Annotated in this window: 12 protein-coding genes and 1 pseudogene; 9 read left to right on the top strand and 4 right to left on the bottom strand. The window is 46.7% G+C overall.

Annotation, left to right across the window (positions count from 1 at the left end; all coding sequences use genetic code 11):
* Positions 1-3: 3 nt before the first annotated feature.
* The 4 genes and pseudogenes from WKT12_RS01625 to WKT12_RS01610 form a co-directional block, all read right to left on the bottom strand.
* Positions 4-1,575, bottom strand: a complete 1,572-nt coding sequence (locus WKT12_RS01625) for an arylsulfatase (protein WP_340318573.1) — start codon at positions 1,573-1,575, stop codon at positions 4-6.
* 154 nt (positions 1,576-1,729) lie between these two features.
* Entirely contained in the window at positions 1,730-4,603 is a 2,874-nt protein-coding gene (locus WKT12_RS01620; RefSeq protein WP_340318572.1) for a PD-(D/E)XK nuclease family protein, read from the bottom strand.
* Positions 4,604-4,625: 22 nt separating this feature from the next.
* Positions 4,626-7,904 carry a UvrD-helicase domain-containing protein gene (locus WKT12_RS01615; RefSeq protein ID WP_340318609.1) on the bottom strand — a complete coding sequence of 1,093 codons (3,279 nt, stop codon included), beginning with the start codon at positions 7,902-7,904 and terminating at the stop codon, positions 4,626-4,628.
* A 126-nt stretch (positions 7,905-8,030) separates the two neighbouring features.
* Positions 8,031-9,212 (bottom strand): annotated as a pseudogene (locus tag WKT12_RS01610) (AMP-binding protein); the annotation flags it as partial.
* Between the two features lie 153 nt (positions 9,213-9,365).
* On the opposite strand from WKT12_RS01610, the gene WKT12_RS01605 reads away from it, so the two are divergent.
* The 9 genes from WKT12_RS01605 (at position 9,366) to WKT12_RS01565 (ending at position 18,914) form a co-directional block, all read left to right on the top strand.
* Entirely contained in the window at positions 9,366-9,671 is a 306-nt protein-coding gene (locus WKT12_RS01605) for a DUF4286 family protein (protein ID WP_021970998.1), read from the top strand.
* Positions 9,668-10,237, top strand: a complete 570-nt coding sequence (gene ruvC / locus WKT12_RS01600) for a crossover junction endodeoxyribonuclease RuvC (RefSeq protein WP_021970999.1) — start codon at positions 9,668-9,670, stop codon at positions 10,235-10,237. Before WKT12_RS01605 ends, ruvC begins: the two co-directional genes overlap by 4 nt.
* A gap of 7 nt (positions 10,238-10,244) precedes the next feature.
* A complete protein-coding gene (gene pulA, locus WKT12_RS01595) occupies positions 10,245-12,245 on the top strand; it encodes a type I pullulanase (RefSeq protein WP_021971000.1) in 2,001 nt (666 codons plus the stop codon).
* Positions 12,246-12,254: 9 nt separating this feature from the next.
* Complete coding sequence (locus WKT12_RS01590; RefSeq protein ID WP_021971001.1) at positions 12,255-13,706, top strand: ATP-binding cassette domain-containing protein; 1,452 nt, start codon at positions 12,255-12,257, stop codon at positions 13,704-13,706.
* Positions 13,707-14,154: 448 nt separating this feature from the next.
* Positions 14,155-15,423 carry an MFS transporter gene (locus WKT12_RS01585; RefSeq protein ID WP_340318570.1) on the top strand — a complete coding sequence of 423 codons (1,269 nt, stop codon included), beginning with the start codon at positions 14,155-14,157 and terminating at the stop codon, positions 15,421-15,423.
* Positions 15,420-16,001: a bifunctional nuclease family protein gene (locus WKT12_RS01580; protein ID WP_021971003.1), complete on the top strand. Its 582-nt coding sequence runs from the start codon at positions 15,420-15,422 to the stop codon at positions 15,999-16,001. The genes WKT12_RS01585 and WKT12_RS01580 overlap by 4 nt, the downstream gene beginning before the upstream one ends.
* Positions 16,002-16,013: 12 nt before the next feature.
* Complete coding sequence (locus WKT12_RS01575; RefSeq protein ID WP_021971004.1) at positions 16,014-16,712, top strand: 16S rRNA (uracil(1498)-N(3))-methyltransferase; 699 nt, start codon at positions 16,014-16,016, stop codon at positions 16,710-16,712.
* A 12-nt stretch (positions 16,713-16,724) separates the two neighbouring features.
* Entirely contained in the window at positions 16,725-18,263 is a 1,539-nt protein-coding gene (locus WKT12_RS01570; protein WP_340318569.1) for a DUF4836 family protein, read from the top strand.
* Positions 18,264-18,269: 6 nt separating this feature from the next.
* A complete protein-coding gene (locus WKT12_RS01565) occupies positions 18,270-18,914 on the top strand; it encodes an ATP-binding cassette domain-containing protein (RefSeq protein WP_021971006.1) in 645 nt (214 codons plus the stop codon).
* Positions 18,915-18,922 lie beyond the last annotated feature (8 nt).

Below are 18,922 nucleotides of genomic sequence, written 5' to 3'. Positions count from 1 at the left end.
TTGTTACTGATCTCCTTTCTGATAAGGGTTCTTCTTGTGATAGAAATTGATTCGTTCTGTCCATTTCCGGTTTTCCAGAGGAAAGACTTTATGGGTGTTGGCCCAGTCGATCCATTTGGCCTCCAGCTCTTCTACTTTTTCGGGGTATTTTTCTGCAAGATCATTGGTTTCGAATGGATCAGTAGCTAGATTGATCAGTTCCCATTGGCTGTCTCTGTCGGCTTTTACCAATTTCCAGTTGCCATCTATAATGGCGCAGGAACTTTGATGTTCGAAATATAAAGTTCTTGGCTCAAGAGTTTTTCCTTGTGAAGCTGGAAGCAGGCTGGTTCCCGGCAGGTCAGCATGAGCAAACGTCTTGGGGTATGTTACCTTTCCCAAAGCCATGCATGTTGGCATGACATCGATGATATGTGCAGGCTGGTGACAGATTTCCCCTTTCATCTTATTTTTCTTCTTGTCGCCATAGGTAAGGATGAACGGAGTACTGGTACCTCCTTGGAAAACCCACTTCTTATAACTCCGATAAGGCGTATTCGATAGGTCAGACATTAATTGTCCGATGAATCCGCCTTCATCGGTAGCACCATTGTCGCTCAGGAAGAGAAAGACGGTATTTTCGTACATACCTTTCTTCTTGATCTCATCGACCAGCTTGCCGATGCCTTCGTCCATGATTTCAATCATGGCAGCATAGGTGGCCATATCGTTTATCCATTTCTCCTGTTGCTGAGGCGTCAGGTCTTCCCATGCCGGACGTTTGCCGCCAAATTCTTTGTTGAATATCGGAAGTTCCAGACTATCGGGTATCAGTCCGATGCTCTTTTGCTTTTCGAATCGTTGCTTGCGTAAGACATCATATCCTGCTTTATAACGGTCGACGCACTTTTTTACATATTCGGCTGGTGCTTGCAGTGGCAGGTGAGGCGCATAATGGGCTACGTATAAGAACATCGGTTTCCGACTATCGTGCGCATGTACAAAGCTAACGGCCGAGTCGGTGATGGCTTTGGTGTAATAATAGTCATCGGGAAAATCGGTGATTCTTTCCAAATTATTGTAGACCGGATTGGGTTTGTAGTAACTTCCTCCTCCATGCAGGTAGCCATAGTATTTGTCGAAACCTCGTTGTACAGGATAACTTCCGTTAGGAGCATCGTAGCCGCCAGTTGTCGTTACGTGCCATTTTCCGCTCATGTATGTGGAGTATCCGCCGGCTTTCATCACTTCGGCGATGGTCGGATATGCTTTATCTAATTGTCCTCTGTAACCGGGACGGTGTTCGTCCACTTCAGCCATCCAGCCCATTCCCACTTCATGCTGGTATCTGCCTGTCAGCAGAGCAGCCCGGCTTGGACAGCTTCGTCCAGTGTTTTTAAATTGACTGAAGCGTACTCCTTCCTGAGCAAGCTTATCTATATTCGGTGTCTGGATTTCACTTCCGTAACATCCTAAGTCGGAAAAGCCCATGTCATCGCAAAGAATAAGAACAATGTTGGGAGATTGAGGGGACTGGGCGTTGACATATTGACTGACGCCGCATACGGCAATAGGGATGAATAATAGTTTGTTCATTGTAGTATTAGTTTAGCGCGGTGAAGATAAATAGAATAAAATCTAATTCATGCAGGTTTTATTTTTTTCTATGATAATTTAGACTTTTAAATAGCGGCAGGGAATTTCGGCGTCCTATAGGGAATGCCAAAATTCCCTGCCACTGAATCTGTCTTTATTTCTTACAAAGTGCCTTGAAATCACAATAGGCGCATTTGTCTTCTATATCGGTTTGGGTGAAAGAGATATGGGGATTGAAGATTGTTTCCAGTAATTCATTCAGGTGTTTCCGGAACTCTTCTTCGTATTTCGCAAAATCTTCTACAGATTCTTTCGGCTTGCGGGGTTCTCCTATCTGGATAATCGGAGAATAATTTTCCGAAGCAGCCCGATGAATATATAGCAAGGCGGGGGCTACCCGTCGGTCGTCGTTTTTCTCTCTCAATATCTTGCAGACAATAGATGCATAAAGGAAAGTTTGGAAAACATAGTTCGAGCGCTTTTTATCTGGGATAAAGAGCGAAGCGATGTTAGCAGGAATATCAGCATCTCCTCCTGTCTTATAGTCCACAATCCGCAGGGTTCCGTCTTTTGTATCTATACGGTCGATGATACCTCCTATGCGCGACTGGATTGTTCCATTCGGACATTGTATGCTGACCTGCTCGAAAACGGGGCGTTCGGACCCCACGAAGGTGAATGGAGTATGTCCCAAATCGTTCCGGAGAAGCTGCTGGATATACTTCAGGATAACGGCTGAATTGATAAGTTGAATGCCGTTATATTCGGGTTGTTCATCCAGTGGCAGATTGAAGAACAGCTCCTTGAATCCATTGTCTACATAGGTTTGCAGGCGGACTTCATCTTTCAGCAGTGCATTAAGGTCCTCTTCGGTTATCAGTTTTCCGTGTGCTGTAAGGTCTTTGTAGATATGTTCTGCTGCATAATGGAAGATACTACCGAACTTGGCTGAGTCGATGTCGGCGGTAACTTCGTCGGGGGCGCTGAGTTGTGCTACATATTTATAGTAGAATTTCAGCGGGCAGTCGAGGTAACAGTTCAGGGCCGATGGCGAAATGATAGCCTTCGGGTTACTCTGAAGGTCGAATACCTTCTTCATTCGCTCCATGATATCGGGCGTTTTTTCGATGGTTATAGGGGTAGAACCCTGCGGGGACTGCTCAGCTTCCAGTTGCTTACGCTGTATGGGATGTCCCCATTCTATCAGGAACTGGAGCATGAAGCGTGATAGCTCTCCGCGGTTGATACCGTCGGTAGCGGTATTGTATACCAGCGTTACCTTCTCGGCTCGTTGCAGCAAACGATAGAAATAATAAGCATAAACGGCTATTTTATGGTCGATGGTCGTCATGCCAAAAGCCTTTCGTAAGTTGTAAGGGATGAAAGAGGAATCACCTCCTGCTTTAGGCAACTGCCCTTCGTTGACGGAAAGCAGGATGAGATGACGGAAGTCGAGGTTACGTGTTTCCAGTACACCCATGACTTGCATACCGATAGCTGGCTCTCCGTGAAAAGGAATGCTCGATGAAGACATGACACGGGTGAGCAAGCGCTGGAAGGTACCTGCCTGTACATTCAGTTCCTTGCTCTCAATCAGTGTGTGGAAGCGGTTGACCAATGTATAGGTTTTGAATAATGATTCACGGTACAGTTGGTCGAATGCATCGGAATGTGAGGCTGCCTGTTGCTGGTAAATTACGGCTACTTCCTTCAAAGCTTCCGACAGCATGCAGCATAGGTCGAGGTTGTTTCTACGCGGAGTAAACAACAGTTCCAGTACTTCGTCTTGTTTCAGCTCCGAAGGGAGCGGGTAGAAACGGTTGTCGCGGGTGAGAATTTGTTCCAGTTTCTCGGCTTCGGGTGACAACTGGCGGGTATACGGATGCTTCAGTACACTGATAACTTCCGCAAACAAATAGCGTCCGTTGTTTGGATTATAACCCGAAGTATGAAGTTCCAACAAGGCATTGACGAAACTGTATGCGGGAGTCTGCGAAAGCGGAAAGCCCATTGTGATATTGATATGCTTCACATTGTCCGGCAAAGAATGCAGCACGGGCTGAAGCAGTGCTTCGTTGCATAGTACAACGGCCGTTTCTTTCTCCTCTGGGGTAAGGTTTTCTCGAATCCATTGGGGCAAGTATCGTACTTGTCCGTTCTCGGTCGGCGATTCAATGAAGGTTATATCTTTAGGCTGGCTCAGGTTGTTGAAGCAGGAAACTGGCAGTTCCGACGGGAAATCCCGCAGGTTGCGGCGGATAAATTCTCCGGCTTCGTGAGGTATCTTGTTGAGGTAAAATGTATCGTAATCCCAGTAAAACAGAGCCTTTCCGGCTTCATTCAGTTTTTTGAACAGAGTATGTTCTACCTTATTCAGTACATTAAATCCTACAAATATATATTTGTTGTAGGGGAGAGTTTCCACATCCAGTTGTTCTATTACCTGTCGGTACAGCATTCCTTCGTATGCAACCGACTGGCTTTCCAGCAGTGTCTTGTATTCCGTATAGATGTCGCCCAGCACATCCCATAGAGAGATGAAACGTTGCTTCAGTTCTGTTACCTGGTCGATGGAGAAATTGTGGAAGAACTGACTCAGCGCTTCCTTTTGTCCTTCCTCCAGAAAATCGTAGTTATCCATCAGTTCATTCAAGTCTTTCAGGTTGCTGAAGAGCGCTTTTGTATCGGCCATGTTCTTGTCTGCGTCGTCGAAATCAGCGATAAGCATCTCTCCCCAGAAGTAGAAATCATCGAGTGTTTCTTTGCTTCCGGTGGCCTTCTGAAAAACTTTGTAAAGGTCGCAGACCAGTTTTATCGGGTCGGCAATAGTTAAGTCGGACGACTGACGGAACAATTCGCTGATGCTGACGTAGGTGGGCGACCAGATAGGACGGTCGCTTTCCTGAGCCAGATATTCATTGAAGAACAGGCTTGCACGCTTGTTCGGGAATACGATTGCTACTTTTGTGAAGTCGCCTTCGGTCTTTTTATATAAATCGTGTGCTACTTGTTTCAAAAATGTTTCCATATATCCAGATGGCTTTTATCGTTTATTTAACCTCTTCCAGTTCGTTGGCGAATACATACCACAAATATCCGCTTATCTGTTCATATCCCATAGCGGACAAAAGATTCATATATTCGCGGACTTGCTGGCGGTAACCGTCTTTGGGCTTGCCAAACTTGAAGTCTACTACCACTACTTGTCCGTCTTTCATCATGACGCGGTCCGGACGACGGGTTTGCATGACGCCCTCTTCATCGGTATAGATAATGCTGCATTCATTGTACAGTTCCCATTCTCCACTATACCAGTCTTTCACTTTCGGATTGCCCAGTGCCCATTGAGCCAGCTTCTGAATTTGTTTTTCCTGTTCGGACGACTCCAGTATTCCTTCGAAACGCAGTCGTTCGATAGCTTGGGGCAAATCTCCTTCCTGCCGGATGGAGGCGAAAAGATTATGCAAAAGTTGTCCCTGACGGATGTAACGTCCCGTTTCGTCATCATCTTCCTCTCCTCGGATAAAGTCGGCAGAGCGGTTGGACTGTTTGAATTCTATTTCCGTTTCTATCGATTCGATATGTATCGGAATATTTTCAGGCTGTACGGCAAGCGGGTTTTCCTTTGTTTTTTTCTTTGTTTCCTCCGACAAGCAGAGTTCTCCGTATTCATATATATCGGTAGCGTCTTCATCGGTACCTTCCTGAGCCTCGATGTCACGGCTGGAAGTAGCGTTCATCGTTAACTTAATGTGCGGCAACGCTTCCAGAAGCAGTTCGGAAACGGTTCCTTTCTGCTTGGCCTTTCCCCATACAATGAGGTTTTTGCAGGCACGGGTAAAGGCAACATACAGCAGATTCAGATTGTCTACCCAAAGTTGAAGACGCTCTTCCAGGTAACTGTCGCGGTAGACCGACTCGGCCATTGCTCCCGAATAGTTGACCGGAACAATATCCAGTTCGTTGAAGGGTGGGAGGTCTGTATTCTTTCCCGTACCTGCTACCGAACACCAAATCAGGTGACTGTTTGTTTCGTTCTCCATTTTCCAGTCGCAGAAAGGTATCAGAACCGTATGATACTCCAGCCCTTTCGATTTATGGATAGACAGAATCCGGATACCTTCTATCTCTCCGGAAGGGATAGTCTTTTCGTGAAGTCGCTCGTCCCAGAACGAGATAAAGGCCGTCAGTTCCGATGAGTTATTTTGCATATACTCTGTCACTGCATCGTAGAAAGCGCAGATATAAGCATCTTGTTTCTCGATACGTTGCATATCGAACAGAACAAATAGTTTCTCCAGCAGCTCGTACAAGGGCATTAATCTCAATTCTTCCTGCTGAAGGACAAAGCCTGCCGGAAGATAATGCTCTATTTGATTCAGTAAAACTGTATTTAAGTCGATATTCTGTTGCAGTACTTCACGTTGATAGGCTACGGCAAGCCTTGCCTGAGCAATGCGGTCGTCGGGCGAAGTAAGGTAACGCAAGCCATCTATCATCATGCAGATGGCAAGCGAAGCGTCCAGACGGAAAGCCTCGTCCGATACAATCCGGTAAGGCGTATGCTTGTCGAAATAGTCGGCAATGGCAGGAATGGTTTTGTTTTTACGAACCAAAATAGCAATATCGTTTGTGCGTACTCCCTGAGTTATCAGAGAATCTACTTCGGATGCCAGTTCCTCCAGCATGGTGTCGGCATACGGATGCTCTTTTTCGTCGGTGAGGAAGGATAGTTTTACGTAGCCCTTTTCTTCCTTTTTTGCAGTTTGCTGACACACGTCGCTGTAGGCATGCTGGAGCTGGATGCAAGGCTCTTCCATTTCTTCTTCGTACCGCTTGTTCAGCACTTCGCAAGCTGCTGTAAATATTTCGTTGTTGAAGTGAATGATACGTGCTTCACTTCGCCAGTTGGTTCCGAGCGTACATTCACGTACGCGCAAGGTCTTATCCTCGTTCAGTCCCGCAAGAATTTTCCAGTCGCCGTTTCTCCAGCGGTAGATGCTCTGCTTGATATCGCCTACGATGAGGCTGCCTTCCTTCTGGGCAAGGCTTTCTTCGAGCAACAAATGGAAGTTTTCCCACTGCATGCGTGAGGTGTCCTGAAATTCGTCAATCATAACCGTATCAATGGTTGTGCCGATCTTTTCGTATACAAACGAAGCATCTCCTTCGCGAATCAGTCCGTGAAGCAGGGCATTGGTGTCCGAAAGCAGGAAACGGTTGTGCATCTGATTTTGCAAACGTACTTCTTCGTCGATGTTGGCAAGCAGACGAAGGTTGTTCAGATAGCGCAGAGAAAGGTCACAGGAATTTACCAGCATATTATTCTTGGGGCGGAAATCTTCTGCTGTTTTCAGCAGGGGAATCAGCTCACTGGCTGCCAGCGAACGGATTGTATCACGGTAAACAGAAGTTCTTGTAGTCCAGTTGTCTTCACTTTCCAGACATTTCTCTACGGTTGCGTTGCGCACTTCGCTTCCTAAAGAGCCGTTGCCTATCTTATTGAAATAGCTTCCGATGCCTCGGGCACCGTTCTTCAGGTCGGTAGGTGTCAGTCCGTTTACATCCAGTACGCCGAGGAACTGCTCGTTGAATCCTTTCATTTCTTCCAGTGCCTCTGTACGGATATCTTGTAATTGCTTACGGTATGTCGGGATAAAAGAAGGGTCGGCCAGCTTTTTCCTCAGTCCGGCACCTTTTTCCACGTAACCTTCATCGAAAATGTTTCGCCCGAATCCTTTGATTTCGTTCGATACATTCCATCGTTTATCATCGGCAATACGTTCTTCTATGTATTCCAATAACCAGTAAAGTACTGGCGAGCGTCGGTCCAACTTCTCAATCATGGCATCTACCGCGTCGGAAAGTACGTCCGCATTGTTCAGTTCGATGGACATATTGGCACCCAGCTCCAGTTCGCGGGCGAGGTTACGCATGACCGACTGAAAGAATGAGTCGATGGTTTCTATCCGGAATCGGCTATAGTCGTGGATGATGTTTGTCAGAGCTTCACGTGCTGCACGGCGTATCTCGGCTTCGCTTTTTGACGTCGCTTTCAACAACTCTGCCAGATAACTGTCCGAACTTTTCAGTCCGCAGGCAAGTCCGAAGAGCTGTTCCAGAATACGTTTCTTCATCTCGGCCGTAGCTTTGTTGGTAAATGTTACGGCAAGAATACGCCGGTACGCATGCGTGTCTTCAATAAGTTGTTTGATATATTGTACGGCAAGGGTGAATGTTTTTCCTGAACCTGCCGAAGCTTTGTAGACAAGTAATTGTGGATAGTCTGTCATTTTTTTACATTGTTTCCTGTTCGTAGAAACAAAGATAGGAAAAAGAAATAACAGATGGAGAAAAGAGCAAGTGAAAGTAAAAAAAAACGTGCCGACGTTTTAAGTAAAATCCGGGCGGATTTAAAGGAAAACGTCGGCACGTTTGAATGATTATTCCTTGATGTCCTGATACAGGAAACGTTTGATGCTTTTCTTAGCCGTCTTTTCAAACTCTTCGGGGTAGAGCTTGATGCGGGTGATTTCATCCCAGCGGCTGTGGCAGATAAGCGGAGCAGCTTCCGTCATACCATAAGCAATGGTGTACGGAAAGTTGATTTTTCGTAAGAAGGCTTCCACTTCCGGATTGAAGGGTGCGCCGCCAATTACAATCTCAATAAAGTTTCCTCCGAATACTTCCATTGCATGGATGCGTATTTGTTCCTTTATCTTGTCGCTGATGATAGGCAGGTTCAGTAACAGCTTACCCAGCTTGTTGTCTACTTTCGGCAGAATGTTTTTCTTGAAAATCTTCTCGACGATAAGCGGAACGCAGGCAATGACACGCGGACGGATTTCGGCAAACGACTCAGCGATGATTTTGGGTGAAGGCATGCGTGTAAGGAACCACAGATGTGCTCCTACGGTAACGCCATACAGAAAATCGAAAACCAGACCGAAAATATGTCCCAACGGTAACATTGATACAACATTGTCGCCGGGATGCAGATTGACTTTTTTATGGATATGTTCGATGTTTGATATAATACTGCGATAAGGAAGCATTACTCCTTTGGAATATCCTGTCGTGCCCGAAGTATAATTGATGACGGCCAGTTCTTCAGCCCCTTCGCGGCGGTACGAAACATTTTCCGCACGGAAACGGCACGGATAGCGCTTGCCGAACTCTTCATTCAAGTGCTCACGCGCATAAGTCAGTTGTTCCGAACGTGAAACTACCAGATCAAAATTCTTCAGTTCGATGATACCTTCCAGATGAGGCATAGCAGCTTCATTGAAGTTCTCCCATACCTGATCGCCCACAAACAGCATGCGGGCTTCTGAATGATTTACTATATTATGTACGTTATCTGCTTTAAATTCGTGAAGGATGGGTACAGCCACTGCTCCGTAGGTAATGACACCGAGAAAGGTTGCAGTCCAGTTGGCACTGTTTCTGCCGCAAAGTGCTATTTTATCTCCTCTCTTTATGCCTGCATGTTCCAGCAGAATATGCATTTTTTCTATTTTGCGTGCCACATCTTTGTATTGTAGAGTGGCTCCCTTGTAGTCTGTCATTGCATCCAGATTCCAGTTTTTACGGATGCTTTCTTCTATAAGTTGTATTAAACTGTTTGTTGTTTCCATTGTTTCATTGCACACTAATCGTGTTAATGTGCGCAAAAGTAATAAAAGTTGCCCGAACAACTGGTATAATCGCGGAATTATTTTCCCCGCCGGGAACGATAATAGGCGATAATTACTAACTTTGCGGATAAAAACACCATTAATATATTAAGTATGTTGATTTATAATACAACTTTTCATGTAGAGATAAACGATGCGAGAAACTTCGTTATTTGGTTGAATGAATATTATATTCCCGAGGTAGAGAAGTCGGGCGAACTGCGTAATCCCCGTATCTTGCGAATATTGAGTCATAAGGAACAAGACAGCGAATGCTTTTCCTTGCAGTGGGAAGTGGAAGACAGTGCTGCCCTTCATCACTGGCATACCAAGCAAGGAGCGCATCTGAACGAAGAAATGATGAAAGTGTTCAAGGATAAAATTGTTGGTTTCCCTACATTGATGGAGGTAATCAGGTGATACAACCCGTAAAGGAAAAGATTATTCTGGGCATAGATCCCGGTACAAACATCATGGGATATGGGGTATTGAAAGTAACGGGAGTAAAGCCACAGGTGATGACGCTGGGAGTAATCGACCTGAGAAAATGCAGTGACCCCTACCTGAAGCTGAAGCATATTTACGAGCGGGTGCAAGGTATCATCAGTTCTTATCTGCCCGACGAACTGGCCATCGAGGCTCCTTTCTTTGGGAAAAACGTTCAGTCGATGCTGAAGCTGGGACGAGCACAGGGTGTTGCCATTGTAGCAGCCTTGTGCAGAGATATTCCCGTTACGGAGTATGCTCCACTGAAGATAAAGATGGCGATAACCGGAAACGGTCAGGCCAGCAAGGAACAGGTTGCAGATATGTTGAAACGCATGCTGCATATTCCCGATTCGGAGATGGGACCTTTTATGGATGCTACCGATGCGTTGGGAGCTGCGTATTGTCATTACCTGCAAATGGGGCGGCCGTCTATGCCAAAAGCTTATTCCAGTTGGAAAGACTATATACAGAAAAACCCCGATAAAGTGAAAAAATAAAAGAACAATGAATGTAAAACACCTTATAGCTATGTTGACCATTGCAACGACAGTTGGCTGCAATCCTATCCAACGAAGTTCATACGATTCCTTCGACGACTACCCCGTATACGAGGGAAAATGGGAGGAAATGGTATATTCATCGGCCGAAACCCGCTTTTCTCTGTGGGCTCCTACGGCTCAGGAAGTACGTGTCCTGTTATATGAACAGGGACAAGGAGGGGCAGCTTACCGGATGATCGGCATGCAACAGGCGTCCGACGGAATGTGGCAGGCTGTGGTGAGCGGCGACTTGAAAGGACGCTTCTATACATTCAATGTAAAGATAGACGATGTGTGGCAGGGAGATACTCCCGGTCTCATGGCGAAGGCTGTAGGTGTGAACGGCGACCGTGCTGCCATTGTCGACATGAAAGAAACCAATCCACAAGGATGGGAAAAGGATACCCGTCCGCCTCTGAAGAGTTTCTCCGATATCATTATTTATGAAATGCACCATCGTGACTTTTCTATCGATACGATATCGGGTATCAAGAATCGTGGAAAGTTTCTGGCTCTGACAGAAGACAGTACACATACTTATCTGGGAGAGAAAACTGGTATCGACCATCTGAAAGAACTGGGGATAACGCATGTGCACTTGTTGCCTTCGTTCGATTTCTCGTCGGTCGATGAGACCAAGCTCAACAAGCCGCAGTATAACTGGGGATATGATCCGAAGAATTATAATGTTCCCGAAGGTTCGTATTCCACCGACCCGTATAAACCCGATGTGCGCATCCGCGAGTTTAAACAGATGGTAATGGCGTTGCATCGGGCGGGCATCCGGGTGATTATGGATGTCGTGTATAATCATACGGCACTGACGAGGGGAAGTAATTTTGAACGTACTGTACCCGGATATTTTTACCGCCACGAAGACGACGGAAAGTTTGCCGATGCTTCCGGATGCGGCAACGAAACGGCAAGCGAACGTGCTATGATGCGTAAGTTTATGATTGAGTCGGTATGCTACTGGGCGCAGGAATATCATGTTGACGGCTTCCGCTTCGACCTGATGGGGATACACGATATTGTTACCATGAAGGAAATCCGTAAGGCACTCGATGCGATAGATCCTACCATATTTATATATGGAGAAGGATGGGCATCGAAGTCTCCAAAGTTGCCTGAAGCCGAACTTGCCATGAAAAACAATATCTATCAGATGCCCGGTATTGCAGCTTTCAGCGATGAGTTCCGCGACAGTCTGCGCGGCCCGTTCGGAAATGACGACAAGGGTGCCTTCATAATCGGACGTCCGGGACATGAAATAGGAGTGAAGTTCGGTATTGTAGGAGGAATCGCTCATCCGCAGATTAATAACGATTCGGTACGCCGTGTACCCAAGATATGGGCAAATACTCCTTCTCAGTTCATCAGTTATGTAAGTTGCCACGACGATTTGTGCCTGACCGACCGGTTGAAGGTGACACTTCCCGGAGCTTCTATACCGGAACTGAAGGCGTTACAGAAACTGGCGGAAACGGCTGTGTTCACTTCACAGGGCGTTCCTTTCATTTTTGCTGGCGACGAACTGTTGCGCGACAAAAAAGGAGTTGCCAATTCCTATAATCAGCCGGACAAAATCAATGCAATCGACTGGCGGAACAAGACGACGTACCGTGAAGTGTTCGATTATGTCAGAGGATTGATCAGTATGCGTAAGGCACATCCGGCTTTCCGTATGGGAAGTCCTGAGCTGATTCGCAAGCATCTTGAGTTTATTTATGTACCGGCTACCAATGTCGTGGCTTTCCGTATCAAGGGAAGTCCCTGCGGAGATAAGTGGCTGAATACAATAGTAGTGCTGAATGCACGTACAGAACCGATAAAGGTTAACATTCCCGAAGGTAAATATTGGATAGCATGCCGAGACGGAAAGATTGATCTGGTGCTGGGACTGGGAATCATTGCCGGAAACCAGATTACGGTCAGCCCGCGGTCGGCCATGATTATCCATCAGTAATATACAACAATGCAAAATATCATTACAATTAAAGACGGGGTGACCAGACACCCTCTGTATCGGTTGAAAGAACCGATCAACCTGCAAATAGCCAAGGGAGAACATGTGGCTATCGTAGGAGCGAACGGGGCCGGCAAAAGTTTGCTGGTCGATACCATAATCGGACGTTATCCGCTCTTGATGAACGAAGTGGAGTATGATTTTTCTCCTTCCGACTCGAATCTGGTATGCGACAATATCAAGTACATTACTTTCCGCGATTCGTATGGCGATGCCGACGGGACATATTATTACCAACAGCGCTGGAATTCGCAGGATTTGGACGAAACTCCCGTGGTGCGCGACCTGTTGCCTGCATGTAAGAATGAAGAACTGCGGAAGGTGCTTTACGATCTGTTTGGCGTAGAAGCCATGCTCGACAAGCACATCATCCTTTTGTCCAGCGGGGAGCTGCGCAAGTTCCAGCTTACCAAAACGCTGCTGACCAATCCGCGTGTGCTGATTATGGATAATCCGTTTATCGGGCTTGATGCCAAGACACGCGACCTGCTGCATACTTTGTTGCGTAAACTGACGGAAGTAACGCCTTTGCAGGTCATACTGGTCTTGTCGAAAACAGACGACATCCCGACGTTTATTACCCATGTTATTCCTGTAGCCGACCGCACTTGCGGAAAGAAGATGACGCTTCAGGAGTATTTGTCCGTACGCGAAACGGTGCCTGCCCATGTACTGCCCGAAGAAAAATATCAGCGTATCCTCGATTTACCTTATTCCGATAACTTGTATCACGCCGAACACATTGTCGATTTGAACAAAGTAAGCATCCGTTACGGAGAACGTACCATCTTGAAAGATCTCGACTGGACGGTACTTTGCGGCGAAAAATGGGCACTGAGTGGCGATAACGGTGCCGGAAAGTCGACATTGCTCAGTCTGGTCTGCGCAGACAATCCGCAGAGTTATGCCTGCGATATATCCCTGTTCGGGCGCAAACGAGGCAGCGGAGAAAGTATCTGGGAGATAAAGAAACACATCGGATACGTAAGTCCGGAAATGCACCGTGCCTATCTGAAGAACCTGCCTGCCATTGATATTGTAGCAAGCGGGTTGCATGACTCCATCGGGCTGTATAAGAAAACGCGTGAAGAAGACCGTGCCGTATGCGAATGGTGGATGGATATCTTTGGCGTAAAGGAATTGAAAGACCGGAATTTCCTGCAACTTTCCAGCGGCGAACAACGCATGGTACTGCTTGCAAGAGCCTTTGTGAAGGATCCCGAACTGCTCATTCTGGACGAGCCGCTGCACGGACTGGACATGCACAACCGCCGTATGGTGAAGGATGTCATCGAAGCCTTCTGCAAGCGTAAGGACAAAACCTTGATCATGGTCACACACTATAAGGAAGAGCTTCCAGCATGTATTGACCATAGCTTGTATCTGGTGCGAAATCATTAATGGTCATGGCCTCATACGCCCTTCTCTCTCGGTCAAACGACAGAGTCGTCGGGGAGGGCGTATGCAGTGGCCTGCCCGACTTTGTCTGCATCTGTTCCACGATGCCTGCCCGCCCTTTAAAATTTTCCGAAGACGTTCCCCTTGTCTTTTGTACAAATTCTTTTCTTGTTTTGTACAAACTTTATTGTTTTTTGTACAAAAACATCAGAAAACCTGCCCGCCTTTTTTCGTCAGCACGCTGTTGTTTCTTTTACTTTCTCTTGACAAACTGGTACGAATAAACCGATAGCTGGATATACCTCTGTACATCGTTTGTCAGCTTTGTAAAAGCAAATGAAGGTAAAATCTGCTGAAAAATGTTTTTGGCTTTTCGTTTCTTTTCCTATATTTGTTTAATTTTTGATAGAGGGTGCATAAACCCTTTGTATGCAACTAATATATGAAAACTATGAATATCAAGATTCGACTGATCATTATGAACTTCCTGCAGTTTGCTGTATGGGGAGCTTATCTTACGTCTATGGGTACTTATCTGACCAAAATTGGTCTGGGTAGCCATATTGGAATATTTTATGCCATGCAGGGTATCGTTTCGCTGTTTATGCCGGCCATACTGGGTATCATTGCCGACCGCTGGGTCCCGGCGCAGCGTCTGCTGGGGTTGAGCCATCTGCTTGCCGCCCTGTTTATGGTAGGAGCGGGATATTACGGAATGACGGCAGGCGATGCTGTTTCGTTTCCGGTACTGTTTGCGTTTTATTCCATGAGTGTTGCATTTTATATGCCTACGCTTGCGCTGTCAAACTCTGTGGCATATACAGCGCTCGACAAGGCAGGACTGGATACCATCAAGGCATTTCCTCCGATTCGTACATGTGGAACAATCGGATTTATCTGTTCCATGTGGCTGGTCGACTTGTTTAAATTTCAGGATAACTACATGCAGTTCTTTACATGTGCTGCTTGGGGTGTTATTCTGGCAATATATGCCAATACCTTGCCTCAGTGTCCGGTCAGCCGTGGCGGAGACGGACAGCGGAAATCGCTGGTTGAGGCTTTGGGACTGAAGGCTTTCTTGCTGTTCCGTGAGCGTAAGATGGCTATTTTCTTTATTTTTTCGATGCTGCTGGGCGTTTCTTTGCAGATAACCAACGGCTTTGCCAATCCGTTTATCACCAGTTTCGGTTCGATACCTGAATATGCCGATACTTTTGGCGTGCAGCATGCCAATCTGCTGATTTCGCTTTCTCAGATAAGCGAAACGTGCTGTATCTTGCTGATTCCTTTCTTCCTGGGACGTTTCGGCATTAAAAAGGTTATGCTGATTGCCATGATTGCATGGGTATTGCGCTTCGGACTCTTCGGACTTGGCAATCCGGGATCGGGAGTATGGATGTTTATTCTTTCCATGATTGTATATGGTGTGGCATTCGACTTCTTCAATGTTTCGGGTTCGCTGTATGTTGATAAGGAAACGGACATAACCGTACGTTCCAGCGCGCAGGGATTGTTTATCATAATGACTAACGGACTGGGAGCTACAATTGGTACTTTGAGTGCTCAGTGGGTGGTCAATCAGTTTGTCGACTTCGGCAGTACCGAGCCACAAGTTGCCGGATGGAGCCATGCGTGGTTTATCTTTGCAGCCTATGCGCTGGTAGTGGCTATTATGTTCAGCATTGTTTTTAAATATAAACATGAAGTTCCTGAAAAATGAATGAGATAGAAATAAAAGTTTTGGATATGTCTGCGGTACTCAAGCCTTCGGACTCCTTTGCACTGGTGCTCGAAGAACTTGGCGGACACTTCCGCAAGCTGGCTCTGATTATAGGGAAGCAGGAAGCGCAGGCTATCAAGATGGGGCAGATGTCGTACACTCCTCCGCGTCCGTTTACGCACGATTTGATGCTGGCTGTAATGAAGGAAGGCGGACTGACGCCGGTCAAAGGGCTGATTTATGAGGTGAAAGACGGTATCTATAGCTCGTACTTGTATGTGCAACGCGAAGACGGAACGGAATTTCAGGTGGATGCCCGGACTACGGATGTCATATCTCTGGCACTCCGAAAGAAGTTTCCGCTGTATGTCTATGAAGATATTCTGGAAAAAGAGCAGTTGCGCAATATTTCTCCCGACGGCTCAACATATACGGTTTCGGTCAATACCATCGATTTGGAATCGCTGAAAAAGGCGATGGCAGAGGCGGTAGAGCAAGAGGACTATGAACGTGCATCGCAATTGCGCGATGAAATCAGAAAACGTGAGGGCAAAGGAAAGAATACAAATCAACCATAATAATAGAAAGATATGCATGTTTTTTATACTCCGGACATCGCTGTAAATCCGGAACTTCCTGAAGAGGAAGCCGGACATTGCCTGCGTGTATTGCGCCTGACGGTAGGCGACGAGGTGATGCTGACCGATGGTAAGGGATATTTCTACCGGGCTGTTATCAGTGCGGCAACCGGCAAACGCTGTCAGGTGAAAGTGACGGAAACCATTCCTCAGGAACCTTTCTGGAAGGGGCATCTTCATCTGGCTATGGCGCCTACGAAGAATATGGATCGTATAGAGTGGTTCGTGGAGAAAGCTACCGAAATCGGATTTGACGAGCTTAGTTTCTTGAACTGCCGGTACTCGGAACGCAAGGTCATAAAAACTGAACGTATAGAGAAAATTGTAGTTTCGGCAGTAAAGCAGTCGCTCAAGGCACGGAAACCGATTGTCAACGAAATGGAAGATTTCGGGCGTTTCATGCAGCGGGAATTCAGCGGGCAGAAGTTTATCGCTCACTGTTACGAGGGAGAAAAGCCCTTGCTGAAGGATGTGCTGAAGCCGGGTGAGGATGCTGTCGTGCTGATTGGTCCCGAAGGAGATTTCAGCCGTGAGGAAGTAGAAAAGGCAGAATCGCTGGGATTCCAGCCCGTCAGTCTGGGTAAATCGCGCCTGCGGACGGAAACGGCGGCACTGGTGGCGGTACATACTATGAATTTGTTTAATAGTTAACATACGAAGATTATGAATCGGAACGTATTAATTGGCTGCCTGCTGGCGACGGTTATGCTGCTGGCATCGTGCAGCAAGAAAAATGTTTATGAAAATGTTCTTCCGAAGGATGCAGCAGTAGTGGTGTCGGTCGACCTGGTGTCGATGGCCGATAAAAGCGGACTGAGTAGTGATAAAGAAGCACCGGTGGTTGCACGGTTGAGCAATGCCTTGAAAAGCGGGGCAGAAGGTGCCGGTGAACTTATAGACAAGGTGACAAAGGATCCTTCGGAAAGCGGACTTGACCTGACGGAAAAGGTATATTATTTTGTCGGGTCGGGCGGTGTGTCTACAGGACTGGTCATGCGTGTGTCGGATGATGGAAAACTGGAAGACTTGCTGAAAGCTTTGCACGACCAGCAGGTATGCGAAAAGCCTGTGGAAGCTGACGGTTGTATGTGGACGGCAATGGGTAATGTACTGGTTGCATATACGGATGATGCCTTCCTTGCTATGCTCGACCTGAAGGGAGGACAGGCAAAAGATATGCTTCATTCGGCTTCGATGTTGCTCCGTCAAACTGAAAAAGACGGTTTTGCTGCGACTTCCGACTTTCAGCATATGAAGGAAACGAAGGGGGATATTGTACTGTTGACTTCCCTCGACTGGATTCCAAGCGAGTATGTCGCTCCTCTTACAATGGGAACTTCTGCCAGCATGAATTTGAAGGATGTAAAATACCTTTCGGCTGTGAACTTTGAAAAAGGGAAGGTTGTAATGGATGTGAAGGACATGACGACGGATAAGCTGGTGAATGCGATGACGGAAAAACAGTTGCAGGCTACCAATCCGGTGAAAGGAACTTATCTGGATGCTTTCCCTGCCAATACATTCTTCTGGATGACCGGGAATATGGATGGTGGAAAAATATACGATTTGTTGTGTGAAAATGCAACGGTCCGCCAGCAGTTCGAGAGCTCCATCATGCCGATTGATTTCAAGGCTATTTTCAGTTCCATCAAAGGTGATATGGCTGTTGCTCTGACGAATCCTTTGCAGAACGGGTTCATCGCCTATGCTGATGTGACAAACAGTGAGTTCTTGCAGACATTCGAGGACTTGAAGCCGCTTTTGGCTATGACCAACGGACAAATGCAGCTGTTGAACCGTGGTGTCAACGATTATGAATTCCGTATGCAGGACGGTCAGATGCTGGGAATGCGTCCGGGTGTTGTAAGTTTCTGGTTCGGCGTGAGAAACAATCGCCTGTATTTTACCAATGATGCCAATCTGGTGGATGCACGGGTTTCGGGCTTGTCACTGAGAGATTGTGCGTGGGGCAAGAAAGTGGCTGGTAAGAGATGTTTTGTCGGAATGAATTTCGCATCGGTTACAGCTCAGGCAAAGCAGTTGCTTGGCAGCAATAATCAGTATGCTTCGGCTGTCGGTGCATTGGGTTGTCTGGATTATATGACAATAGAGTCGGCCGACTGTAAGTCTGCTCATCTGGAGCTTGTAACAACCGATAAGGATAAAAATATCCTTCAGTCCTTGCTGGAGGCTTTTAATTAAAGAAGAATGGAAACAATAGAATTACAACAAACTCTGCCGGAAGTGTTTTCCGGCAGAGATAGCATTATCTCTGATGTGTGGCATCGTCAGGTCGCATTTCAGCGGGGGAAGACTTATCTGGTGGAAGCCGTTTCGGGTACGGGTAAGTCTTCCCTCTGTAGTTTTATCTACGGGTATCGAAAGGATTATCAGGGTATCATTTGCTTTGACGGGGAGAATGTGAAAAACTATCCGGTCAGTCGTTGGGTGGAAATCAGAAAGCGCTCGCTGAGTATGTTGTTTCAGGAGTTGCGCCTTTTCCCGGAACTTACCGCATGGGAGAATATACAGTTGAAAAATTCTCTGACGGGGCATTGTAAGCGTAATCAGGTGGAGGAGTGGTTCTCGCGCCTGGGCATAGCCGACAAATGGAACCAGCGGATTGGAAAAATGTCTTTCGGGCAGCAGCAGCGAGTTGCCTTTGTCCGCGCATTGTGTCAGCCTTTCGATTTTATTTTTCTGGACGAGCCTGTCAGCCATTTGGATGACGGAAACGGAAAGGTGATGGCTGAGATTTTGCAGGAAGAAGCTGGCAAGCAGGGAGCAGGTATAATCGTTACATCTATCGGAAAGCATCTTCCGCTGAACTACGACAGGGTACTTTCTTTATAAACATGGAG

This window comes from Phocaeicola sp. HCN-6420 (genome assembly GCF_037890145.1).
In the GTDB taxonomy this organism is placed as follows: Bacteria; Bacteroidota; Bacteroidia; order Bacteroidales; family Bacteroidaceae; genus Phocaeicola.
This window is presented reverse-complemented; position numbering and strand designations above follow the sequence as displayed.